General features: G+C 49.8%; 21 protein-coding genes. 9 read left to right on the top strand and 12 right to left on the bottom strand.

All coding sequences use genetic code 11. The features are described 5' to 3' along the window. Positions 1 to 4 precede the first annotated feature (4 nt). Together Pan161_RS20935 and Pan161_RS20930 are read right to left on the bottom strand one after the other, a co-directional pair. The gene (locus tag Pan161_RS20935; protein WP_145230513.1) at positions 5 to 1,162 is read right to left on the bottom strand and encodes a HEAT repeat domain-containing protein; all 1,158 of its coding nucleotides are present in this window, start codon (positions 1,160 to 1,162) and stop codon (positions 5 to 7) included. Between the two features lie 83 nt (positions 1,163 to 1,245). Next, the gene (locus Pan161_RS20930) at positions 1,246 to 1,704 is read right to left on the bottom strand and encodes a hypothetical protein (protein ID WP_145230511.1); all 459 of its coding nucleotides are present in this window, start codon (positions 1,702 to 1,704) and stop codon (positions 1,246 to 1,248) included. Positions 1,705 to 1,958: 254 nt separating this feature from the next. Between Pan161_RS20930 and Pan161_RS20925 the strand changes: the two genes are divergently transcribed. The 5 genes from Pan161_RS20925 (at position 1,959) to Pan161_RS20905 (ending at position 6,583) form a co-directional block, all read left to right on the top strand. After that, complete coding sequence (locus tag Pan161_RS20925) at positions 1,959 to 2,447, top strand: MarR family winged helix-turn-helix transcriptional regulator (RefSeq protein ID WP_145230509.1); 489 nt, start codon at positions 1,959 to 1,961, stop codon at positions 2,445 to 2,447. Between the two features lie 70 nt (positions 2,448 to 2,517). Continuing rightward, on the top strand, positions 2,518 to 3,216 hold the full coding sequence (locus Pan161_RS20920; RefSeq protein ID WP_145230507.1) for a pirin family protein: 699 nt from the start codon (positions 2,518 to 2,520) through the stop codon (positions 3,214 to 3,216). Between the two features lie 53 nt (positions 3,217 to 3,269). Further along, positions 3,270 to 3,716: a DoxX family protein gene (locus Pan161_RS20915; RefSeq protein ID WP_145230505.1), complete on the top strand. Its 447-nt coding sequence runs from the start codon at positions 3,270 to 3,272 to the stop codon at positions 3,714 to 3,716. Positions 3,717 to 3,788: 72 nt separating this feature from the next. Further along, positions 3,789 to 4,367, top strand: a complete 579-nt coding sequence (locus Pan161_RS20910) for an NADPH-dependent FMN reductase (protein WP_145230503.1) — start codon at positions 3,789 to 3,791, stop codon at positions 4,365 to 4,367. A gap of 497 nt (positions 4,368 to 4,864) precedes the next feature. Beyond that, positions 4,865 to 6,583 carry a putative bifunctional diguanylate cyclase/phosphodiesterase gene (locus Pan161_RS20905; protein ID WP_145230501.1) on the top strand — a complete coding sequence of 573 codons (1,719 nt, stop codon included), beginning with the start codon at positions 4,865 to 4,867 and terminating at the stop codon, positions 6,581 to 6,583. Positions 6,584 to 6,604: 21 nt separating this feature from the next. Here the strand turns inward: Pan161_RS20905 and Pan161_RS20900 are convergent, their stop codons facing one another. Continuing rightward, positions 6,605 to 7,024, bottom strand: coding sequence for a dual specificity protein phosphatase family protein (locus Pan161_RS20900; protein WP_145230499.1), 420 nt, complete (start codon positions 7,022 to 7,024; stop codon positions 6,605 to 6,607). An 87-nt stretch (positions 7,025 to 7,111) separates the two neighbouring features. Then, positions 7,112 to 7,336, bottom strand: coding sequence for a hypothetical protein (locus Pan161_RS20895; RefSeq protein WP_145230497.1), 225 nt, complete (start codon positions 7,334 to 7,336; stop codon positions 7,112 to 7,114). Positions 7,337 to 7,499: 163 nt separating this feature from the next. Between Pan161_RS20895 and Pan161_RS20890 the strand changes: the two genes are divergently transcribed. Continuing rightward, entirely contained in the window at positions 7,500 to 7,685 is a 186-nt protein-coding gene (locus Pan161_RS20890; protein WP_232103361.1) for a CPXCG motif-containing cysteine-rich protein, read from the top strand. A 22-nt stretch (positions 7,686 to 7,707) separates the two neighbouring features. On the opposite strand, the gene Pan161_RS20885 is transcribed toward Pan161_RS20890, so the two are convergent. The 4 genes from Pan161_RS20885 to Pan161_RS20870 all read right to left on the bottom strand — a co-directional run bounded on the left by Pan161_RS20885 (position 7,708) and on the right by Pan161_RS20870 (position 11,323). Next, complete coding sequence (locus Pan161_RS20885; protein WP_145230495.1) at positions 7,708 to 7,923, bottom strand: DUF1653 domain-containing protein; 216 nt, start codon at positions 7,921 to 7,923, stop codon at positions 7,708 to 7,710. Between the two features lie 43 nt (positions 7,924 to 7,966). Next, the gene (locus tag Pan161_RS20880) at positions 7,967 to 8,998 is read right to left on the bottom strand and encodes a class I fructose-bisphosphate aldolase (protein WP_145230493.1); all 1,032 of its coding nucleotides are present in this window, start codon (positions 8,996 to 8,998) and stop codon (positions 7,967 to 7,969) included. A 146-nt stretch (positions 8,999 to 9,144) separates the two neighbouring features. Beyond that, positions 9,145 to 9,819: a DUF2293 domain-containing protein gene (locus Pan161_RS20875; RefSeq protein WP_145230491.1), complete on the bottom strand. Its 675-nt coding sequence runs from the start codon at positions 9,817 to 9,819 to the stop codon at positions 9,145 to 9,147. 124 nt (positions 9,820 to 9,943) lie between these two features. Then, positions 9,944 to 11,323 carry a tetratricopeptide repeat protein gene (locus tag Pan161_RS20870; RefSeq protein ID WP_232103360.1) on the bottom strand — a complete coding sequence of 460 codons (1,380 nt, stop codon included), beginning with the start codon at positions 11,321 to 11,323 and terminating at the stop codon, positions 9,944 to 9,946. 439 nt (positions 11,324 to 11,762) lie between these two features. On the opposite strand from Pan161_RS20870, the gene Pan161_RS20865 reads away from it, so the two are divergent. Continuing rightward, positions 11,763 to 12,155 (top strand): DUF4345 family protein, encoded by a 393-nt coding sequence (locus Pan161_RS20865; RefSeq protein WP_145230487.1) that lies wholly within the window; start codon positions 11,763 to 11,765, stop codon positions 12,153 to 12,155. Here the strand turns inward: Pan161_RS20865 and uvsE are convergent. Together uvsE and Pan161_RS20855 are read right to left on the bottom strand one after the other, a co-directional pair. Beyond that, a complete protein-coding gene (gene uvsE / locus Pan161_RS20860) occupies positions 12,147 to 13,064 on the bottom strand; it encodes a UV DNA damage repair endonuclease UvsE (protein WP_145230485.1) in 918 nt (305 codons plus the stop codon). The two genes, Pan161_RS20865 and uvsE, sit on opposite strands and share 9 nt — an antisense overlap. 4 nt (positions 13,065 to 13,068) lie before the next feature. Next, positions 13,069 to 13,470: a TspO/MBR family protein gene (locus Pan161_RS20855; RefSeq protein WP_145230483.1), complete on the bottom strand. Its 402-nt coding sequence runs from the start codon at positions 13,468 to 13,470 to the stop codon at positions 13,069 to 13,071. Between the two features lie 235 nt (positions 13,471 to 13,705). Here Pan161_RS20855 and Pan161_RS20850 point away from each other — a divergent pair, with 235 nt between their 5' ends. After that, positions 13,706 to 14,095, top strand: a complete 390-nt coding sequence (locus Pan161_RS20850) for an ArsR/SmtB family transcription factor (protein ID WP_232103359.1) — start codon at positions 13,706 to 13,708, stop codon at positions 14,093 to 14,095. A 27-nt stretch (positions 14,096 to 14,122) separates the two neighbouring features. Beyond that, positions 14,123 to 14,482 carry a DUF488 domain-containing protein gene (locus Pan161_RS20845; protein WP_145230481.1) on the top strand — a complete coding sequence of 120 codons (360 nt, stop codon included), beginning with the start codon at positions 14,123 to 14,125 and terminating at the stop codon, positions 14,480 to 14,482. Between the two features lie 36 nt (positions 14,483 to 14,518). Here Pan161_RS20845 and Pan161_RS20840 read toward each other — a convergent pair whose 3' ends face one another. Beyond that, positions 14,519 to 14,851 (bottom strand): cupin domain-containing protein, encoded by a 333-nt coding sequence (locus tag Pan161_RS20840; protein ID WP_145230479.1) that lies wholly within the window; start codon positions 14,849 to 14,851, stop codon positions 14,519 to 14,521. Beyond that, positions 14,851 to 17,076 (bottom strand): nitric-oxide reductase large subunit, encoded by a 2,226-nt coding sequence (locus tag Pan161_RS20835; protein WP_145230477.1) that lies wholly within the window; start codon positions 17,074 to 17,076, stop codon positions 14,851 to 14,853. The genes Pan161_RS20840 and Pan161_RS20835 overlap by 1 nt, the downstream gene beginning before the upstream one ends. Positions 17,077 to 17,117 lie beyond the last annotated feature (41 nt).

Genomic DNA, 17,117 nt, shown 5'->3' with positions numbered 1-17,117 from the left:
AAAATCAGTCATTTTCCAAGACTGGTTTTCTGGCTTCAACAGGTGGGGTGTCTCCTGCAATGATATAAACCGGATTCCCCTGTGCATCCTGTTGTTCGACAATCGACTTCTGTTTGAGAATATGAGACCAGTGGTCTTGCAGAGCGGCTATGTCGAGTTCCGCGTCCCACTGTTGATTCCAGACGATGCCGGTCTGTGTCTGGTGATCGGGCCTCAGGCCGAGCAGCATGCGATGATAGATGGGGCTCGCTTTCAGATCTTCAGGACTTTGTCCTTCAGCCAGCGCCTGCAGAGTGAGTCTGATCATGGCTGCAAACCCGCGGTTGGTGAAGGGTTGCTGTAACTGTTTCTGCAAATCATCGACGTGTTCTAAAACGGTTTCGATTGCATTGAAGTCACCCGTTCGGACCAGTGCACACAAGGGGATGAACTGCTGTTTTTCATCCGAGTTCTCCAGTAGTTCTTGCAGGACTGGTACGGCACGTGGCCCGGTACAATCGGCGTACAGACAGCAGACGGCAGCTTCCCATTTTGTGTTTTCGTTGTCGCTGAGATCAATCTCTTCTGCAACAACCTGCTTCAACACAGCCTCTGCCTGGGGGCTTCCAATCTCTGAAAGACAGTAGGCGATGCGCGTGGGCAGGAACGGACTGATATATTCTCTATCCAGGGTTTGTTCGAGCGTCTTGCTTAATGGATCGACGACTTCGGGGCCACGCTGAATCAGTCGCGACATCACACTGTGAACGGTTCCTGGATAGAAGGGTGAAACGTGTCCCAGTGATTTGATCAGTCCCGGAGTGGAATTGGCTTGTGTCGTTGTAACAAATATCAGGATAAAAGAAACGGACAGCGCCAATGCATTCACGCTGAACGGAATCAGGTTCTTGTGAATCGTTTCATCTTTTCTGATGAGAACCGGCAGGACCCGGTACAGCAGATAGATGATCCAACTGAACAGGACAATCAGTCCCACCCCCAGAGGAATAATCAGCAGAAAGCCGAGGGCGAATACCGGCACTCCGAAATAGTAAAACCGTTTCGTTCCGGTAGAGAGTGGCCGATTGAAGATCAGCGTTATCAGCAACCAGCCAAAAAAAACGCCGATCAGTGAGTTCAGAAACGGCGTATGGATATCAGTCACACTGTTCACGCAGTTCATACAGGCTTCTGCGGACCGTGCCGGCAGAAGCAAAAGAAGAACGACAGAGAACAGGGCGACTTGTTTCATGAATTGATAACTGCCTAACAGCCAAAGACGCGGAATGACCTGTTAATGCGGCGGTCTTTGTCCCATGCTTCCAGGGTAGAGTCTGAATGCGTCAGCAGATAAAATTCTCCCCGCCTGGCTTTGACCGGCGTAAACCGTTTCAGGTTTGCGGAAGGAATCACCGTCTGAACGTATTGATTGCCATTCTTGAGGCGATGAACTAATTGGTATTTGTCGTCCTGCTTCCAGATTTCGATCATGTTTACGATATCACTGGAAAGAGGGGAAAAGCGATAGAGCAATTCACCCGATTGCTGATTCAACTGGGGGGATGGTTTTGTATTTCGTGTTGTAGTTGTTTCTGAATTCTGCCGGTCGGGCAGGATACCTGTTTGTGCCAGAAGGAAATAGCCTCCGACACAGACGAGTAACAGACAACCAGATCGAATTGGTTTCGAGAATCCTGTCTTTTTCAGAGTGCGAATGGGAATCATGCGTGTCACTCCAAATAGGAATAAAAGTATGACATGAGAATATACTTTATTCTAAAATCCCCTCTGCTGACTCTCAAGACGAATCTGACTCCAAATCTCAATTGCGACGTTTCCTGTTAACGAGGATTTCAAGCGTCCATTACTTGCAAAAGGGCTGGTAAAACAGGGCCCAAAAATATTTGTGGAAAAAATTCCAGAAACTATATTGACGTGACGATAGTTTATATGTAAACTATAGGCGTAAGGAACAAATTATGACACACAAACAACTGCAACAGGAACTTAAAAAGAAGCAGGCCTTCGAGTCCCCTGAGATCGAGGCGGTTTTGAATGTATTGCGTACCAGCGATCAATTTCAAAACCGTCTCGGCAGGTTGTTTCGCAAATATGGTCTGACCTGTTCACAATATAATGTCTTACGGATTCTGCGTGGAGAAGGTCATCCATTGCCCAGCCTGGAGATTGCCAGTCGGATGATTCAGGTCGTTCCCGCAATTACCGGGCTGATTGACCGACTGGAGAAACTGGGGCTGGTCACCCGGAAACGTTGTTCTGCAGACCGACGTGTTGTCTATATCGCATTAACTGAAAAAGCGGAGAATGTATTAAAAGAAATCGATGAGCCGCTAAAGGAACTTCATCAGCGATTAATAGGCCATTTAACGAAGGCAGAACTGAAAGAGCTAAGCCGCCTGCTGGTCAAAGCCAGAAAGTCCGGTATCGCCACTGAAATTGCAGGTTGATTTTTTTTAGCTAAATAGTTTACATGTAAACTAAGTGGGTGTTTCCCTTATTAAATTCAGGAGTCTCACAATGATTCAGGTTCGGAAGTCGAAAGAACGGGGTCACGCTGATCATGGCTGGCTCAAAACTCATCATACGTTTTCCTTTTCAACCTATCAGGATCTGGAGCATATGCGGTTTCGTGCGCTGCGGGTGATGAATGAGGATGTCGTGCTGCCCGGCCAGGGATTTGGTACGCACCCCCATAACGATATGGAAATCGTCACATATGTCCTGGAAGGGGCACTCGAACATAAAGATTCGATGGGTAACGGTGAAGTGCTGCACGCCGGCGAGTTCCAGCGAATGTCAGCGGGAACAGGAATCACTCACAGTGAATTCAATCCGTCGGACAGTGAAGCCGTACACCTTTATCAGATCTGGTTATATCCGGAACGGAAGGGGATTGAGCCCAGTTATGAACAGAAACGCTTTCCTGACAGCGAGCAGCAGAATCAACTGCGGCTGGTTGCTTCACCCGAAGCAGAGCAGGGGGCATTGAAGATTCATCAGGACGCGCGGATTTATCTGTCAAAACTGGAAACCGGCCAGCAGGTGATCCATCCGCTGTCGGCGGGGCGTCATGCCTGGTTACAGGTTCTGCGAGGTCAAGTCCGTCTCAATGATTTGCCACTGGATGTGAGTGACGGGGCTGCCGTCAGTGATGTGGAACAATTAGTAATGACCGCGACCGAGAACGCCGAGATCATGCTGTTTGATCTGGCATAAAAATAGAACACGATTACAAAACAGAATTCCATTTCATTCAAGGAGAGAAAGTGATGTCACAACACCCGGTTCAAGGCCTGGCGAGTCTGCTCGGTCGGATCATGCTGGCGACGATTTTTTTCATGAGTGCCGTCGGGAATAAGATACCCAACTTTGACAATATCGCTGGCTATATGGCTTCGGAAGGTGTGCCTTTGCCGAAAATCATGCTGGCAGGAGCAATTGTGTTTTTGATTGCAGGCAGTCTGTCGCTGATTGCCGGTTTCAAAGCACGCCTGGGGGCCGGGCTGCTGTTCGTGTTTCTGGTATTAGCCACCTATTATTTCCATGATTTCTGGACGATTGAAGACGCACAGGCAAAGCAGGGTCAGATGATTCACTTTATGAAAAATCTGGCGCTGATGGGAAGCATGTTGTTTGTGATGGCGAATGGGGCGGGTAAAATGAGTCTGGACAACGCACTGGCTTCAAAGTCTCAACCTGATCCCAGAACAGCGTGAGATCTCACTGCGACCCATGCCGCTCCGTTCAGCCTTAAATCAATCTCTCAATGTCAGAAGGAGTCGATTCACATGTCTCAATCGAAAATACTCGCATTTGCGGGCAGCACTCGCCGGAATTCTTATAACAGACAGGTCCTGCAGGTCGCCGTTGCCGGAGCCCGTGCCGCAGGTGCCGATGTCACTGTCGTCGATCTGAAAGATTACCCCCTTCCCCTGATGAATGAAGATCTGGAACGGGAAGAAGGGACTCCTGAAGCGGCAACACAACTCAAACAGTTGTTCTTTGAAAACGACGGTTTGCTGATTGCTTCGCCGGAATACAACAGTTCGATTACTCCGCTGTTGAAAAATACGATTGACTGGGTATCACGTAAGGCAGAAGGGGAAACACCACTGCAGGCCTATAAGGGGAAAGTCGCTGCGCTGGTGTCTGCGTCACCGGGTGGACTGGGGGGGCTGCGGGGGCTCGTCCACGTTCGCTCGATTCTGAGTAATATCCAGGTTACCGTTCTACCAACCCAGATCACGATTTCCAATGCGGCCCAGGCGTTCGATGACGAAGGCCAGTTGAAAGATGCCTCGCTGCAGCAGAATGTTGAGAACCTCGGAAAAACATTGGCAGAAACGGTGAGTAAGCTGACCAGCTGATACAAAGCTGTTCCACTGTTGAATCATATATAAGCCCGGAAGACACTGCGATATAGAGTCTTCCGGGCTTATTTTATTATGACTGAAGCGCGCGGCTGATTTCACCACCTCAGCTGAGACTCTGGCAGGCTTTGGACTGTTCCCAATCTGACATGAAAAAGAACTGTCTCGACATTCTGCCAGTCCCTCAATGCTGCCGAGGCCTGTTGTATTTTCGAATCTTGTCCCGCTCAAAATCATCTCTGTCGGGCGTTATAACCTGCATGACCCTGTTTAACCGTGTGACCGACGGGGTGATCTCACTTCTCCAGGGTAAATATTCGGATTGTGTTTTTATTCTGTTCTAGACTTTGAACATGCCGAAGGATGGAAAAATATTCACCTGTGGCATGTTCACGAAGCAGTTAAGAAGCAGCTCAGGAGTGAGTACGACGATGACGAGACGATCTGAATGGTTGTGTCATTCAGTTTGAGGAAATAAAGCAGGGGCGATAAAAGTGACTGACGTTCATTCAGAATTAAGCTATCTGCAGGCATTCCGTGATGCCGTTGATGAAGCTGGTATTGTGGCCATCAACGACACGAAGGGAAAGATCCTCGACGTCAATGATAACTTTTGTCAGATCTCAGGTTATACCCGGGACGAGCTGATTGGCGCTGACCATTGTATTTTGCGATCCGATCAGCATTCCAACGAATTTTTTCGCGAAATGTATCGCACTATCCGCCGCGGCAAAACATGGCGGGGAGAGATCTGTAACAAAGCTAAAAACGGCCGTCTGTACTGGGTAAATACCACGATCGTCCCCATGTTTGATGAGCAGGGAAAGATCGACGGCTATCTGGCACTGCGGATTGATATCAGTGAGCAGAAGCGATTGATGCAGCGACTGCAGCATCTGGCACACCATGATCCACTGACGGGACTCCCTAATCGGGTTTCGATTCTGGAGTCTATTCAGAAGGTCATTGATCGTAAATCCGGTAAGCATTTTGCGTTGTTGTTTATGGATTTTGATCGCTTCAAACTCATCAATGACAGTCTGGGACACGATGTCGGCGATAAACTGCTGGAGGCGATTGCCGACCGGCTTCGTAAAACGGTTCGGGCCTCCGATACGATTCAGGCCGCGCGACTGGGGGGCGACGAATTTGTCGTGCTGCTCGAAAATCTACACTCTCCGGATGACGCCATTCTGGTAGCGAATCGCCTGCTGGAAACTTTAGCGCGGCCTTATATCCTCGGCGGATACACCATTTATTCCAGCGCCAGCATTGGCATTGTGACCAGCGAACATCGTTCCGAGACCGCCAGCGAAATGCTGAGCGATGCGGACCTCGCCATGTATGAAGCCAAAGCAGCCAAGCAGGACCGTCCTATTGTTTTCGATCGAGTCTTGCGTGATAAAGCACAAAAAAGACTTTATATTGAAAATCAGCTGCGCGATGTTATTACACGGGACGAACTGAAACTGTTTTATCAACCCATAATTGATCTGGAATCAGGCGAGTTACGAGGTGTCGAGGCTTTGATCCGCTGGTTCCATCCCGAATGCGGTATGATTCCCCCCGATGAATTCATTTCTGTCGCAGAAGAAATGGACATGATTATTCCTATCGGCAATTTTGTAGTGGATGAAGCCTGCCGGCAGCTGGCAGACTGGCGTAAAACACTGGGATCGCGGGCACCAGAGAATCTGCATGTGAATGTGTCGCGAAAACAGCTGGAGCATCCGACGTTGGTTTCCATTGTCGCGGAAGCTTTGGCAAAACATAAGATTCCGGCGAAATGTCTGCATCTCGAAGTGACGGAAAGCATTATTATGCATGACCGCGAGGCTTCCATTGAAACCTTGAATGACTTGAAGAAGCTGGGGGTCAAACTGGATGTCGATGACTTCGGTACCGGTTACTCATCCTTATCCTGCCTGTGTGACTTTCCCATCGATGTGTTGAAACTGGATCGGGAGTTTATCAAACGGTCCGATCGAGACCGCGAAGTACTGTTGATTCATGCTCTGATCATCCTGGCTGAAAAACTGGGACTGGAAGTGATTGGAGAAGGCATCGAAAATATCGAACAGTTGCAACTCCTGCAGGGATTGGGGTGCCGACTGGGTCAGGGATATTTTTACTCGAAACCAATTAGCGGAAATGAGATCGAAGAATCGATACTCTCCGGCAAGTGGAACGCCACTTCCATGATCAATGCCTGATTTTGAAAGTCTGGCCGTTTGCTATTTTTCCTGCAGCAATTCCTGCAGATCATTCCACAGCCCCGGTGCGACATCACTGGGATGATTTTCTGCCAGCTGCTTGAGTTCCGTTTCAAAATCAGTATCGCGAACCTGTGACAGAGCGGCGGCTACAATGGCAGGGGAACGGCTCATCCCGGCACTGCAGGCGACCAGGGTCGGAACCTCTTCCCTGATCAGGCGAGCTACAGTCTTGACTGCCGTTTCTAATACGACAGGCTGGTTTTCCGTCCCGTCAATTAAAGGTAGTCGGCAGTAAATGATATCCCTGGTCAACGTGACTGCCGGTTCTTCCAGAGCCAGATCGATGATAGCCGCGATACCCAGATCCAGCACATTTTTCACATCATGTACATCACGGGTATTCCCGATCCATAGCAGGTTGGGGAGGATTACTCGCACGTCCGGTCTCCCGTCAGAATGAACGGCAGTAGCTGGTTGATCGTCGCTACCGCCTTCATTTCAACCGATGTGTCATGATCGAGAAGCTCAGCCGCCGGTACGTCGCTGTGTAAAGGTGTTTTTCTTGCTGGCATTGGCAGGGTTCTCTGCTTTGGGGACGGCCGACCGCATCAGCTTGGCGCGTTCAGGAAGTGGTTTCTTTGATTCCTGAGTCGTTTTTTCCTGAGCCACACGCGTAGCTTTCTCGGCCAGTTTCTTCTTGGCGACCCGCTTTTCCCGATCCTTCTTTTTCTGTATTTTATTTTTTGCCATCTGGCAATGCTCCACTTTCTTGAAGTAAATATTATCCTGAAATGATAGTCCTGTCAGATCATCAGGCTGCCTTCAGTCATAGGGAGACAGCGACAGTCAGGTAGGACTAAAGTCATTATACCCACATCGCCCCGAATATGGTAGAATACATTTTCAGGAGGAAATGATGCAGGAAGAAGCCAGTTATATCTGTGACGCTTGTGGCGAGGAAATCGTGATTCCCGTTGATCTAACCGCTGGCACTGAGCAGGAATATGTTGAAGACTGCCCTGTCTGCTGTCACCCCAATGTCATTCATTTACAGGTAGAACCAGACGGTGACGTACGAATCTGGGCTGCCGGTGAGTGAAGTCGTTTGCGTGGAAAGTTGTTTACTCTTCTATAGGATGGAGATAGGCAAAGCGAGGTACCAGTTCTCCATTCACATCAACAGACTCCAGAAACATTGTTTTTGGACGCACCCAGAGCTCCCGCTCACCATATTCCGGGCGATACACGACCAGTTCTTCATCTGTTTCACTGTGCCGCGCCACGCCGATCACTGTGTAGTCGTTACCTTTATAATGACGATAATGGCCCGTTTTCATGAGAGTGCTTCCTATTGACTGTTTAACTCGCTGTGATGTGAAGTCAGGATGCATCGACTGCATCGATTTGAGGATCGTATTCGCCACGGCGGGCTTCGCGATTGCATTTGGCACGATGATACAGCGCTTTCTGAGCTGCTTCAGTGTTTTCCGCTTTACCCGCCCAGAGCTCCATTGCCGGCTGTTGAATGGCTCTCGCAAACGAAAAAGCCAATGCCCAGGGAACTTGAGATTTATATTTCACATTCATGGCATTCAGGCGGGCGGAAGCCAGTTCGCTGGACTGGCCACCTGACAGGAACGCCACTCCTGGTACGGCAGCAGGCACAGTGTGCTCAAAACATTCGATGGTGGCAGCTGCCACCTCTTCGACGGATTCCTGGTTCGGACAATCCAGTCCCGGCACGATCATGTTCGGTTTCAGAATCATGCCTTCGAGCAGGACGCGCTGTTGATACAACTGCTGGAAGACGGTTTGTAAGGCTTCTTCAGTGACTTCAAAACAGCGCGCCAGAGTGTGTTTTCCATCCATCAGAACTTCCGGTTCTACGATGGGGACCAGTCCCGCCTCCTGACACAGGGCTGCATAACGGGCCAACCCATGGGCATTCGCCGCATAACAGCCTGGTGTTGGCAGTCCTGGGCCGATGGTTATCACGGCCCGCCATTTAGCGAAGCGGGCGCCCAGTTGCGCATATTCCGCCAGTCGATCCCGCAAACCGTCCAGCCCTTCTGTTACTTTTTCTCCCGGATGACCCGCCAGGGCCTTTGCACCCGCGTCCACTTTGATGCCGGGAATGATGCCACAATTCATCAGCACACTCACAAGAGGTGTTCCGTCTGAAGTCTGCTGTCGGATGGTTTCGTCATAGAGAATGGCACCACTGATCGATTCACTGAGACCGGGCGTCGTCGCAATTAATGAGCGGTAAGCGAAACGGTATTCCTGAGTCTGAGGAATCCCCAGTTTTTCGAAGCGTTTATGACAGGTCGGAGTGCTTTCATCCATCGCCAGCAGGCCTTTGTCATCGGCTACCAGTGAATTGGCGGTATCGATCAGCTGTTGCTTGTACATGAAAAAATCTCCCTGCGAATCGAGGATGAAGTTAAATGACCCATATCTCTATGATACCCTGCAAAGGGCCACGCCTGAAAGGATCTCAGAAGGAATGCTTACTGAAAAGCTCGATTAAGACGATTGGCTGAGTCACTTGTCGAAACTCAGATATTCTCGGAAAGCGCCTGTTGTAATGGGCAGCTTGCGGGGGCTGTGGACTGGCATCGATAGTGGTTTAACAGTTCTTTCGAGCGTTGTGCCAGCATGCGCCTGACTTCGCGGCGTTTGCCTTTGACACGCGGGATTTTCATCGAATCATAAGCCGTTGTCTGATGTCGCATCCAGGCGATGACGGCGGCTTCCGCCCGTTGTTCTACGGGGATGCGTTTTGTACGTGCCACGGTACCACTGCCGACCGGAGTTGCGTGTGTAGTGATGGCTTGCGCGAGCTGTTGTGCAAGTTCTCCGTGAGACGGGTGAAACGCCAGGAAATTGAGGACTGAGCCGTTGAAGTCCTCCACATATTCGGCCTGCTGTTTTTCGCGTCGCTCTGCAGCGGCAGCCTGCTTTTTCGCATACGCAGGGGTGTCGCGTTCCGCCTCCAGTGTCTTTCGTAGTTGTTCGATCGTTTCCCCGGGTGCCCAGATACCCTGGGAAAAGGTCCGCCGTCCTTTCTTTTCCTGTACACTCCAGTATTCGCCGGCTGCCTTGACCCGCCGGGTCAGACCGGCGTCTCCGGGAGGTAATAGAGACCAGCCGGTAGGGATTGTGTGAATCGTACCATCAGCGGCTTTGACGGTGTCGGGTGTGGGGCCGGGAGAAAACGTGTTTGCACTCATGGCGCATGAGCATCCTTGCTGAAATAATACATATGAGAGAATTTGATCAGGGAACGGGCTTCATAGCATTTCTGGAGAGTGATCGCAACTGGTGGAACCAGACGATGGGCCGGCTGACGTTGAATCAAGTTTCAAAATCGCAATATGGTTCACTATGTTCGTAGTGTTCCAGCCGGGTCTGGCAATCGGCTTTTTCATGTTCCGGTGCAAGTGCCAGAGATTCTTTCGCCAGTCGGACCGCTTCATCAAAATTCCCTGTGGCGGCATAAGCTGCAGCCAGCGTTCCCAAGTCATTCCATTCTGGGGTTATCAATAATATGCAATTTCGTTTTGCCAGCTTCAATGAACGCTTGCCATCGCGAAACGTTTCATCGGGGCAGGTTGCCAATAGCCAGGCCAACCCATTATAAGCATGTGGCGAATCCGGATGATTCTGAATGGCTGTCTCATAATCCTGTTTTGCTTTTGTGTATTCGTGCAGTTTCATGTAAGCTGCCCCCCGAAATGGCAGCAACTCCTCAGACTGCTCGCCCAGTTTCCAGGCGTGGGTAAAATCATGAAGTGCCTGCTGATAGTCTTCGCGATAATAATTCAGGAAGCCCCGCTCCAGAAAATGGGATGAATTCAAGGGATCCTTTTTGATCGCATCTCCATACGCGTTCATAGAGTGTGCTTTCTGGAACTCGGCTTTTGCCAGGGATATTTCACCTAGATTCAGATAGCAGTAACCGCGGCAGACCAGTATCTCGGCTGTTAATTCCGAAGTTTCTTCAAACTTTGAAAAGTCGTTCAACGCATTTTGATATTGGCCGGCATCGTAATAGAGATTTCCCCGCTGTTGATAACTGGTGATGTCTTCGGGATTTTGTTTGATGGCTGTATCAAAGGGGTTGAGCTCAAGGGCACGTTTATAATCTGCATTTGCCTGTTGTTCTTTTCCGATTCTGGCAAAACAATAGCCACGCCAGGAGTAAAGTTCCCAGGAGTCTTTGATCCATTGGAGTGCCTGCGTGTAGTCCTGAATCGCTTCAGAATATTTCTGGAGAGAGAGAAAACAGTTTCCCCGTTCGCTGTAATAGGAAGACTTGTCAGGTGCCAGCTCAATCAGCCTGTTGAAATCTGTCAGCGCCGTTTCAATCTTTCCCGTTCTGGAATATGCATAGGCACGATTCCTCAAAGCGTCTTGCTGGTCCGGCATGAGTTCCAGGCAGCGGGTCATTTCCTTAATGCATTTTTCATCTTCATCCATTATCCCATAGATGGCGCCTCGGTTTAAGAATGCATAGTGATTCTGAGGGGCCAGTTCAGTAATCGTATTGCAGTCATCCAGTGCCTGCTCGAGAAGATTCAACTGAATATAGGCACTCGAACGGTACAGGTAAGCATCGACGTTATCAGGTTGCTTTTCAATTAGTTTGCTGAAAGAGGAGACGGCCGCTTCCAGGTTTCCCTGGCGTAAATGACGGTTTCCTTCTGCAGCAGAGGAATACTGGGTCTTCAGCATTCGATACAGTTCTCTGGACATTACAAAGAGAAACATTCCACCAAATAAAAAACCGAGAAAGATGGCGATCAGTTTGTCTTCCATTGCTGGCCTGTATTGGTAGTTGATATAAAGAAAGTATCGCTGGGGACGTAATCGCTATGGCAGATCAATCTTTTGTCTGGTGCCATTATATCAGAGCATAAAACTCAGACCACTAAAAGAGAGCCTTGCTGGACAGATCCAGGAATCATGACGACTGCGACAATCCACAGCAGCAGATTGAGCGGTGTTGCCGATACTGATGAAGCCGGTGAAACGTAACCACTCGTGCTGCAGACCGTCATGCTGGTCAGATAGTCGATCGGCGCCATGAGGCGGGCGGATGTGGACTGTTCGCATCTGGTTGAGTATCCTCATAAGCTGATCAAGCCAATAAACAGTGTTTCTGGAGAACTTGATGACTCGAATATTTCTGACAGTTGTGGGTCTGGTCTATCTCCTGCTGGCACTCTGGTGTAGCGTGGATCCCGCTTCGGCCTCACGTTCGGTCGGCTTTATACTTGAATCTGGTTCCGGCCAGTCTGAATTTCTGGTTGTTTACGGCGGACTGGAACTGGCGCTGGGAATCATCTTTCTGTGGCCGCTCTGGCAGCCTGGTGTCACACGTTATTCACTGATCGTGTGCATCATTGTGCATGGCTGTCTGGTGTTGTTCCGTAGCACCGGCTTTGTGATATTTGAAGAAATCGCATCGATGACCTATTCACTGGCGGTCGGCGAGTGGCTGATATTTCTGATCAGCCTGGGGCTTTTTTATAACCGGAAAAAATCAGATTCCTCGTCAACGTAGTGCTTTTCTCAGTTTCAGCACGGCCTGCTCTTTCGCTTTGGCTTCCACTTCCACTGTTAGTTTAAGTTCTTCCCAGCAGTGGGGAAAATCCTGGATATCGATGAAATCATGATGCCGATTTGGCTTGGGGCCTTGCCAGCCTTCGCGGGGACTGGAGATGTGAAACAGGGGCTCGCGGTTCCAGGTTGTCAACGCCGCTGCGGTCGCTGCTTCGATGGAAAGGTCATCAGGCAGACAGCGGTGATGATGGGCATCGTAAACCAGGGGGATTCCTGTTTCCTGACACAAGGGGAGCAGATCAGAGGGGGTATAAGTCTTGTCGTCGTTCTCGACCGTCAGGCGACTACGTACGCGGTTGGACAGACGCTTCAGATTTTTGGCGAAGCGTTTGATCGCCTCTGGTTTATCGCCGTATCCTCCGCCGCCATGAATGTTGACAACGTCTGCCTTCACCCATTCTGCTACTTCAGACTGATATTCCAGTTCCGCAATGGAACGTGTGACTACATCCGGACGGGGAGAATTGAGCACCACGAACTGATCCGGATGAAAACAGGTGCGAATGTCATGTTCGCGGGCAAACGTACCACATTCCAGAAAGAGCTCGACAATTTCTTCTCCTTCAGGCAGGTCGCTCATCTCGTAACCGCATTCCGGATGCGTTTTTAAAGGCAGAATCTGACTGTTAATGCGAAAGCAGCCGATGCCATGCGAAGCACAGAATCCGAGCGAGGACTGAAGTGCCAGTGCGTTTTCCCTGCAGAGCCGCGCCAGTTTTTCCAGCGCCGCGGTACGTTCCATCTGGCTGCTGGCTTTGACGGTGGTATTACGAAATTTGATCGGCTCCTCCAGAAACTGGCAGCAGAGTCCCAGACGAATTTTATTTGAGGTGTTAGCGGGGTTCTTCAAAGACTCAGACTTTCCAGTTCAGATAAGTGATACTGATCTGCAGCAGGGTAGCGATCGAAACCCAGATGAAATAGGGGACCTGAGCGAATGCCACCCAACGGGAATGACGCCAGATCGAGAAAGCCATCCAGAGAATGCTAAACCAGACTATCAGAATATCCAGAGTTGCCAGTGGTAAGTTTCTGAGCCCGAACAACAGAGGCGTAAAACTCAGATTTGCGATCAAGTTGATCACAAAGGGGATCGCTTTCACTTTGGGAATAGATCCTTTTCCCACTTGGATAAATACGTATCCAAATGAGATCAGGATAATCGGATATAAAATCTGCCAGATCAGACTGATTGTTGACGGTTCTGGAGTCCAGTCGGGTTTGGAAAGTGTGTTGTACCAGTCGAGCCAGTTCATTTCAGTTGATGTCCGTTTTATTCAGGAAGAAAATTTAATGTATTATGGTATCGGAATTAGAAATAATAAGCCCTGAAAATCATGATATTATGAGTGAAGAGTATCCTGATGTGACTCATTTACATGGACAGTACTGGGAAAATACGCGAATTGTGAATGAAACAAAAAATGAACAATTTTCTGGAGCTGTCCAGACGCGAGTTTTTTGATATAATCTGAGTCGAATTCCCCGCGAATGCGGATTGCCTGGGCAATTCAGCTGGTCGAAGGAACGGGGGAGATCTTTCATTTTGCGGGCGATGGTAAAGTTATGTCTAAAGATCGGCTCCAGTCCGACTTGTGTGCAGAGAAATTAAAAGCGCTGGGAGAACCCATTCGTCTGCGAATTATTGATCTGCTGCGAGATGGTGAGCGGGCTGTCAGTGATATCGCCGAACAACTGGAAGAAGAGGTCGTCAATGTCTCTCATCATCTGGGAATTCTGTATCATGCGAAACTGGTGACCAAACGCAAGGAAGGCCGCTTCGTAGTCTACAATCTGCATCCGGAAGTCTCAGCCGTCAGCAAAGCCGGGAAACAGCATCTCGACTTCGGCTGCTGCCGCCTGGAAGTCCCTGACAAATGAGCGCATTTTGAGACAGTGGTCCAGTTCATGCCTGCGAAAATTCAGATCAAACGCATTTATGAAGAACCAGTCGAAAGTGATGGCTATCGGATTCTTGCTGATCGACTCTGGCCGCGCGGCGTGGCAAAAGCGGATGCCCACATTGATCTGTGGGCCAAAGAGCTGGCACCTTCCACCGAATTGCGGAAATGGTTTCACGCAGAAACGCGTGACTATCAAGAATTTTCCCGTCGGTACAGGAGCGAGTTAGAATCAAATCTTACTGAGATCCAGGGAATCATCAAGAAGATAGAAGTATCAAAATTCACACTGCTGACAGCCGTCAAGGATGTCGAACACAGCCATGTTCCGATCCTGAAAAAATTTCTGGTAAAACAGCTCTCTTAATCCGGAAACTTTTGCGAGCTTTCTGCTCTCTGCCTGCTATTTATGCTGCAGGACCAACGTCAGTAAGAGTGAGGAGTCTGTCACTGCCTGTACGGAGTGTGGTACTCCTGGAAGCAGAAACAGCAACTGACCTGCTTCCAGATTCAGTTCCTGACCCATGGTAGAAAAAAGTACCTGGCCTTCGATACATTGTACCGTGATCTGACCTGGTGTTCTGTGTGTAGGGATGATTTTGCCCGCGGGAAGAATCAGGCGGATCAGTTCCAGGTCGTCTGTCTTGGAAATGGTATATGTTTTCTGACTGGTCAACGCATCACCCAAAGGTTGGACATTCACCAGTTCTCCAGGTTGACTATGAGGAATCGACATTATTCTGTACTCCTGAATGAATGACCTGTTTTCAGGCCAGCAATAAAAATGACCAATGCGACCGCGCCCAGGAAAAAGATCGTATCGCCGGGGACACGCATCCAGCGGAGAACCTGCATCAGATCGCTTTGCATGAATTCACTGCTGCGGGCGAACCAGTAACCATGTTCCACTGAAGCTTTGGTCTGCAGCAGACCAACGGGCAGCAGACTTAACAGACATATCGCCATCAGTCCGATATTTAACGACCAGAATGAAAACCGCAGTGCACCTTCTTTCCATTCCTTGCCGGGAATCAGTACTCGCAGACAGAGCAACATTAACCCGATGCCCAGCATACCGTATACACCAAACAGTGCGGCGTGTCCATGCAGCGGTGTCGTGTTGAGCCCCTGCATATAATATAAGGCGATGGGGGGATTGATCATAAATCCAAACAGTCCCGCGCCAATCATGTTCCAGAAGGCAACAGCGATAAAAAAGTAGATGGGCCATTTATATTTCTGCACCCACCGTGACGATCTCGAACGCCTTAAGTCCTCCATCGCATCGAAGCCCACCAGGACCAGGGGCACAACTTCCAGTGCACTGAAGACCGATCCCCAGACCAGTGCCACGGTGGGGGTTCCGGAAAAATAGAGATGATGGCAGGTACCGATGATCCCGCCAGACAGGAAAATCGTTGCAGACAACAGTGCTGCACCCGCGGCGACCTGAGGACGAATCAGATTCAGTCTCATAAAAGTGAAGGCGATGACGGTTGTGGCAAAGACTTCAAAAAAACCTTCCACCCATAAATGCACTACCCACCAGCGCCAATATTCAACCATTGACAAGTGGGAGTGCTGTCCCCAGGTCAGGCCGGCACCATAGAACAACGCAATGGCACCGGATGCCACAGTTAACAGCGCGACGAGATGTCTTTGTTGACCGGACTGCTTGAGTGCCGGGAGCAGGGCACGAATCATAAGCCCCAGCCAGAGCAGGAGTCCGATCATTAACCCGATCTGCCAGACGCGTCCCAGATCGACATATTCATAACCCTGATGACCAAAATAAAATGAAACCGTGTCAGTCATCTTGTTGTGGATACTGAGCCATTCGCCAGCCAACGAACCAAATACGACAATTAATAAAGCACCAAACAGAATATTGATGCCCACTGTCTGCCCCTTTGGTTCATGGTTACTCACCAATGGTCCAATAAACAGTCCTGCTGCCAGCCAGGCCGTGGCAATCCAGAACAGACCAATTTGAATGTGCCAGGTACGGGTCACACTGTAGGGTAACCAGTCGGACAGCGGGAAACCATAAAATCCATCCCCTTCCACCCCGAAGTGGGCTGTGATCACGCCTAGAAGCATCTGCACGAGAATTAAGGCAGAAACGATCCAGAAATATTTAATTGTCGCCCGTTGCGAGGGGGTGGCTTCCCAGAGCGCCAGTGGATCAGATTCGGGGATGTTTAACTCTGGTTCTGTTTCCTCCCGCTTCGATGCATACCAGGAGGCCAGTGCGGAAATGCCTGCGAGCAGCATAATGATGCTCACGCCAGTCCAGACAATGGTATCGCCTGTGGGCCGATTACCGACTAGCGGTTCATGAGGCCAGTTATTCGTAAAACTGATCTGTTCGTCCGCGCGATTTGTCGCAGCTGTCCAGGAGGTCCAGAAGAAAAACGCAGATAGCTTATGCAGTCGATCCGGGTCAGTCACCGCGCCTGCCGGGATCGCATAATCGGGCTGTCCGGCTGAAAAGACATCTGTGTAATGCTTGAGATTGGATTCAAAAGCGCGGGCACGTACGGGAGCAACTGTGACGGTACCGCTAGTGGGATCAAAAGTATTTGTACGCATTAATTGTGTTAAACGGGCCGTCAACTGGGCCTGTTGTTCGACAGACAGGTTCTCGAATTCATTTTCATAGTCAGCCTGGGACCATTCATTGAGAATGAATACCGCTTCGCGATGCAGCCAGTCAGCCGTCCAGTCGGGAGCAACATAGCTGCCGTGCCCCCAGACTGAACCGACTTCCATACCCCCCAGAGATTGCCACACATTCTGGCCGGCTGAGACCTCGTTGGGCTTGATCAGAGATTGACCATCGGTTGTTACAACTCGTTCAGGAATCGGAGGCATCTCCTGGTAGATGCGCGTTCCGATCCAGCCGAGAACCAGAAACGAAAAACCCATCACGCAGGTAAAAGCAAACCAGAGTTTTTTCACAGTTGTCAGCTCTCTTGAAAATGAGGGGGCTTAATACACAA

Origin of the sequence: Gimesia algae, assembly GCF_007746795.1 — a bacterium.
Classification (GTDB): Bacteria; Planctomycetota; Planctomycetia; order Planctomycetales; family Planctomycetaceae; genus Gimesia; species Gimesia algae.
Note: the sequence above shows the minus strand (reverse complement) of the source record. Positions and strands in the feature narration are given on the sequence as shown.

Bases quoted from the DNA above. Each gene is read 5' to 3' on its own strand.
- Pan161_RS20875 (WP_145230491.1), bottom strand. From the start codon at position 9,819: ATGAGTGCAAACACGTTTTCTCCCGGCCCCACACCCGACACCGTCAAA.
- Pan161_RS20895 (WP_145230497.1), bottom strand. From the start codon at position 7,336: ATGGCAAAAAATAAAATACAGAAAAAGAAGGATCGGGAAAAGCGGGTC.
- Pan161_RS20880 (WP_145230493.1), bottom strand. From the start codon at position 8,998: ATGTACAAGCAACAGCTGATCGATACCGCCAATTCACTGGTAGCCGAT.
- Pan161_RS20855 (WP_145230483.1), bottom strand. From the start codon at position 13,470: ATGAACTGGCTCGACTGGTACAACACACTTTCCAAACCCGACTGGACT.
- Pan161_RS20915 (WP_145230505.1), top strand. From the start codon at position 3,270: ATGTCACAACACCCGGTTCAAGGCCTGGCGAGTCTGCTCGGTCGGATC.
- Pan161_RS20890 (WP_232103361.1), top strand. From the start codon at position 7,500: ATGATGCAGGAAGAAGCCAGTTATATCTGTGACGCTTGTGGCGAGGAA.
- Pan161_RS20925 (WP_145230509.1), top strand. From the start codon at position 1,959: ATGACACACAAACAACTGCAACAGGAACTTAAAAAGAAGCAGGCCTTC.
- Pan161_RS20840 (WP_145230479.1), bottom strand. From the start codon at position 14,851: ATGTCGATTCCTCATAGTCAACCTGGAGAACTGGTGAATGTCCAACCT.
- Pan161_RS20870 (WP_232103360.1), bottom strand. From the start codon at position 11,323: ATGCTGAAGACCCAGTATTCCTCTGCTGCAGAAGGAAACCGTCATTTA.
- Pan161_RS20850 (WP_232103359.1), top strand. From the start codon at position 13,706: ATGCGGATTGCCTGGGCAATTCAGCTGGTCGAAGGAACGGGGGAGATC.
- Pan161_RS20920 (WP_145230507.1), top strand. From the start codon at position 2,518: ATGATTCAGGTTCGGAAGTCGAAAGAACGGGGTCACGCTGATCATGGC.
- Pan161_RS20885 (WP_145230495.1), bottom strand. From the start codon at position 7,923: ATGAAAACGGGCCATTATCGTCATTATAAAGGTAACGACTACACAGTG.
- Pan161_RS20935 (WP_145230513.1), bottom strand. From the start codon at position 1,162: ATGAACTGCGTGAACAGTGTGACTGATATCCATACGCCGTTTCTGAAC.
- Pan161_RS20910 (WP_145230503.1), top strand. From the start codon at position 3,789: ATGTCTCAATCGAAAATACTCGCATTTGCGGGCAGCACTCGCCGGAAT.
- Pan161_RS20865 (WP_145230487.1), top strand. From the start codon at position 11,763: ATGACTCGAATATTTCTGACAGTTGTGGGTCTGGTCTATCTCCTGCTG.
- Pan161_RS20930 (WP_145230511.1), bottom strand. From the start codon at position 1,704: ATGATTCCCATTCGCACTCTGAAAAAGACAGGATTCTCGAAACCAATT.
- Pan161_RS20845 (WP_145230481.1), top strand. From the start codon at position 14,123: ATGCCTGCGAAAATTCAGATCAAACGCATTTATGAAGAACCAGTCGAA.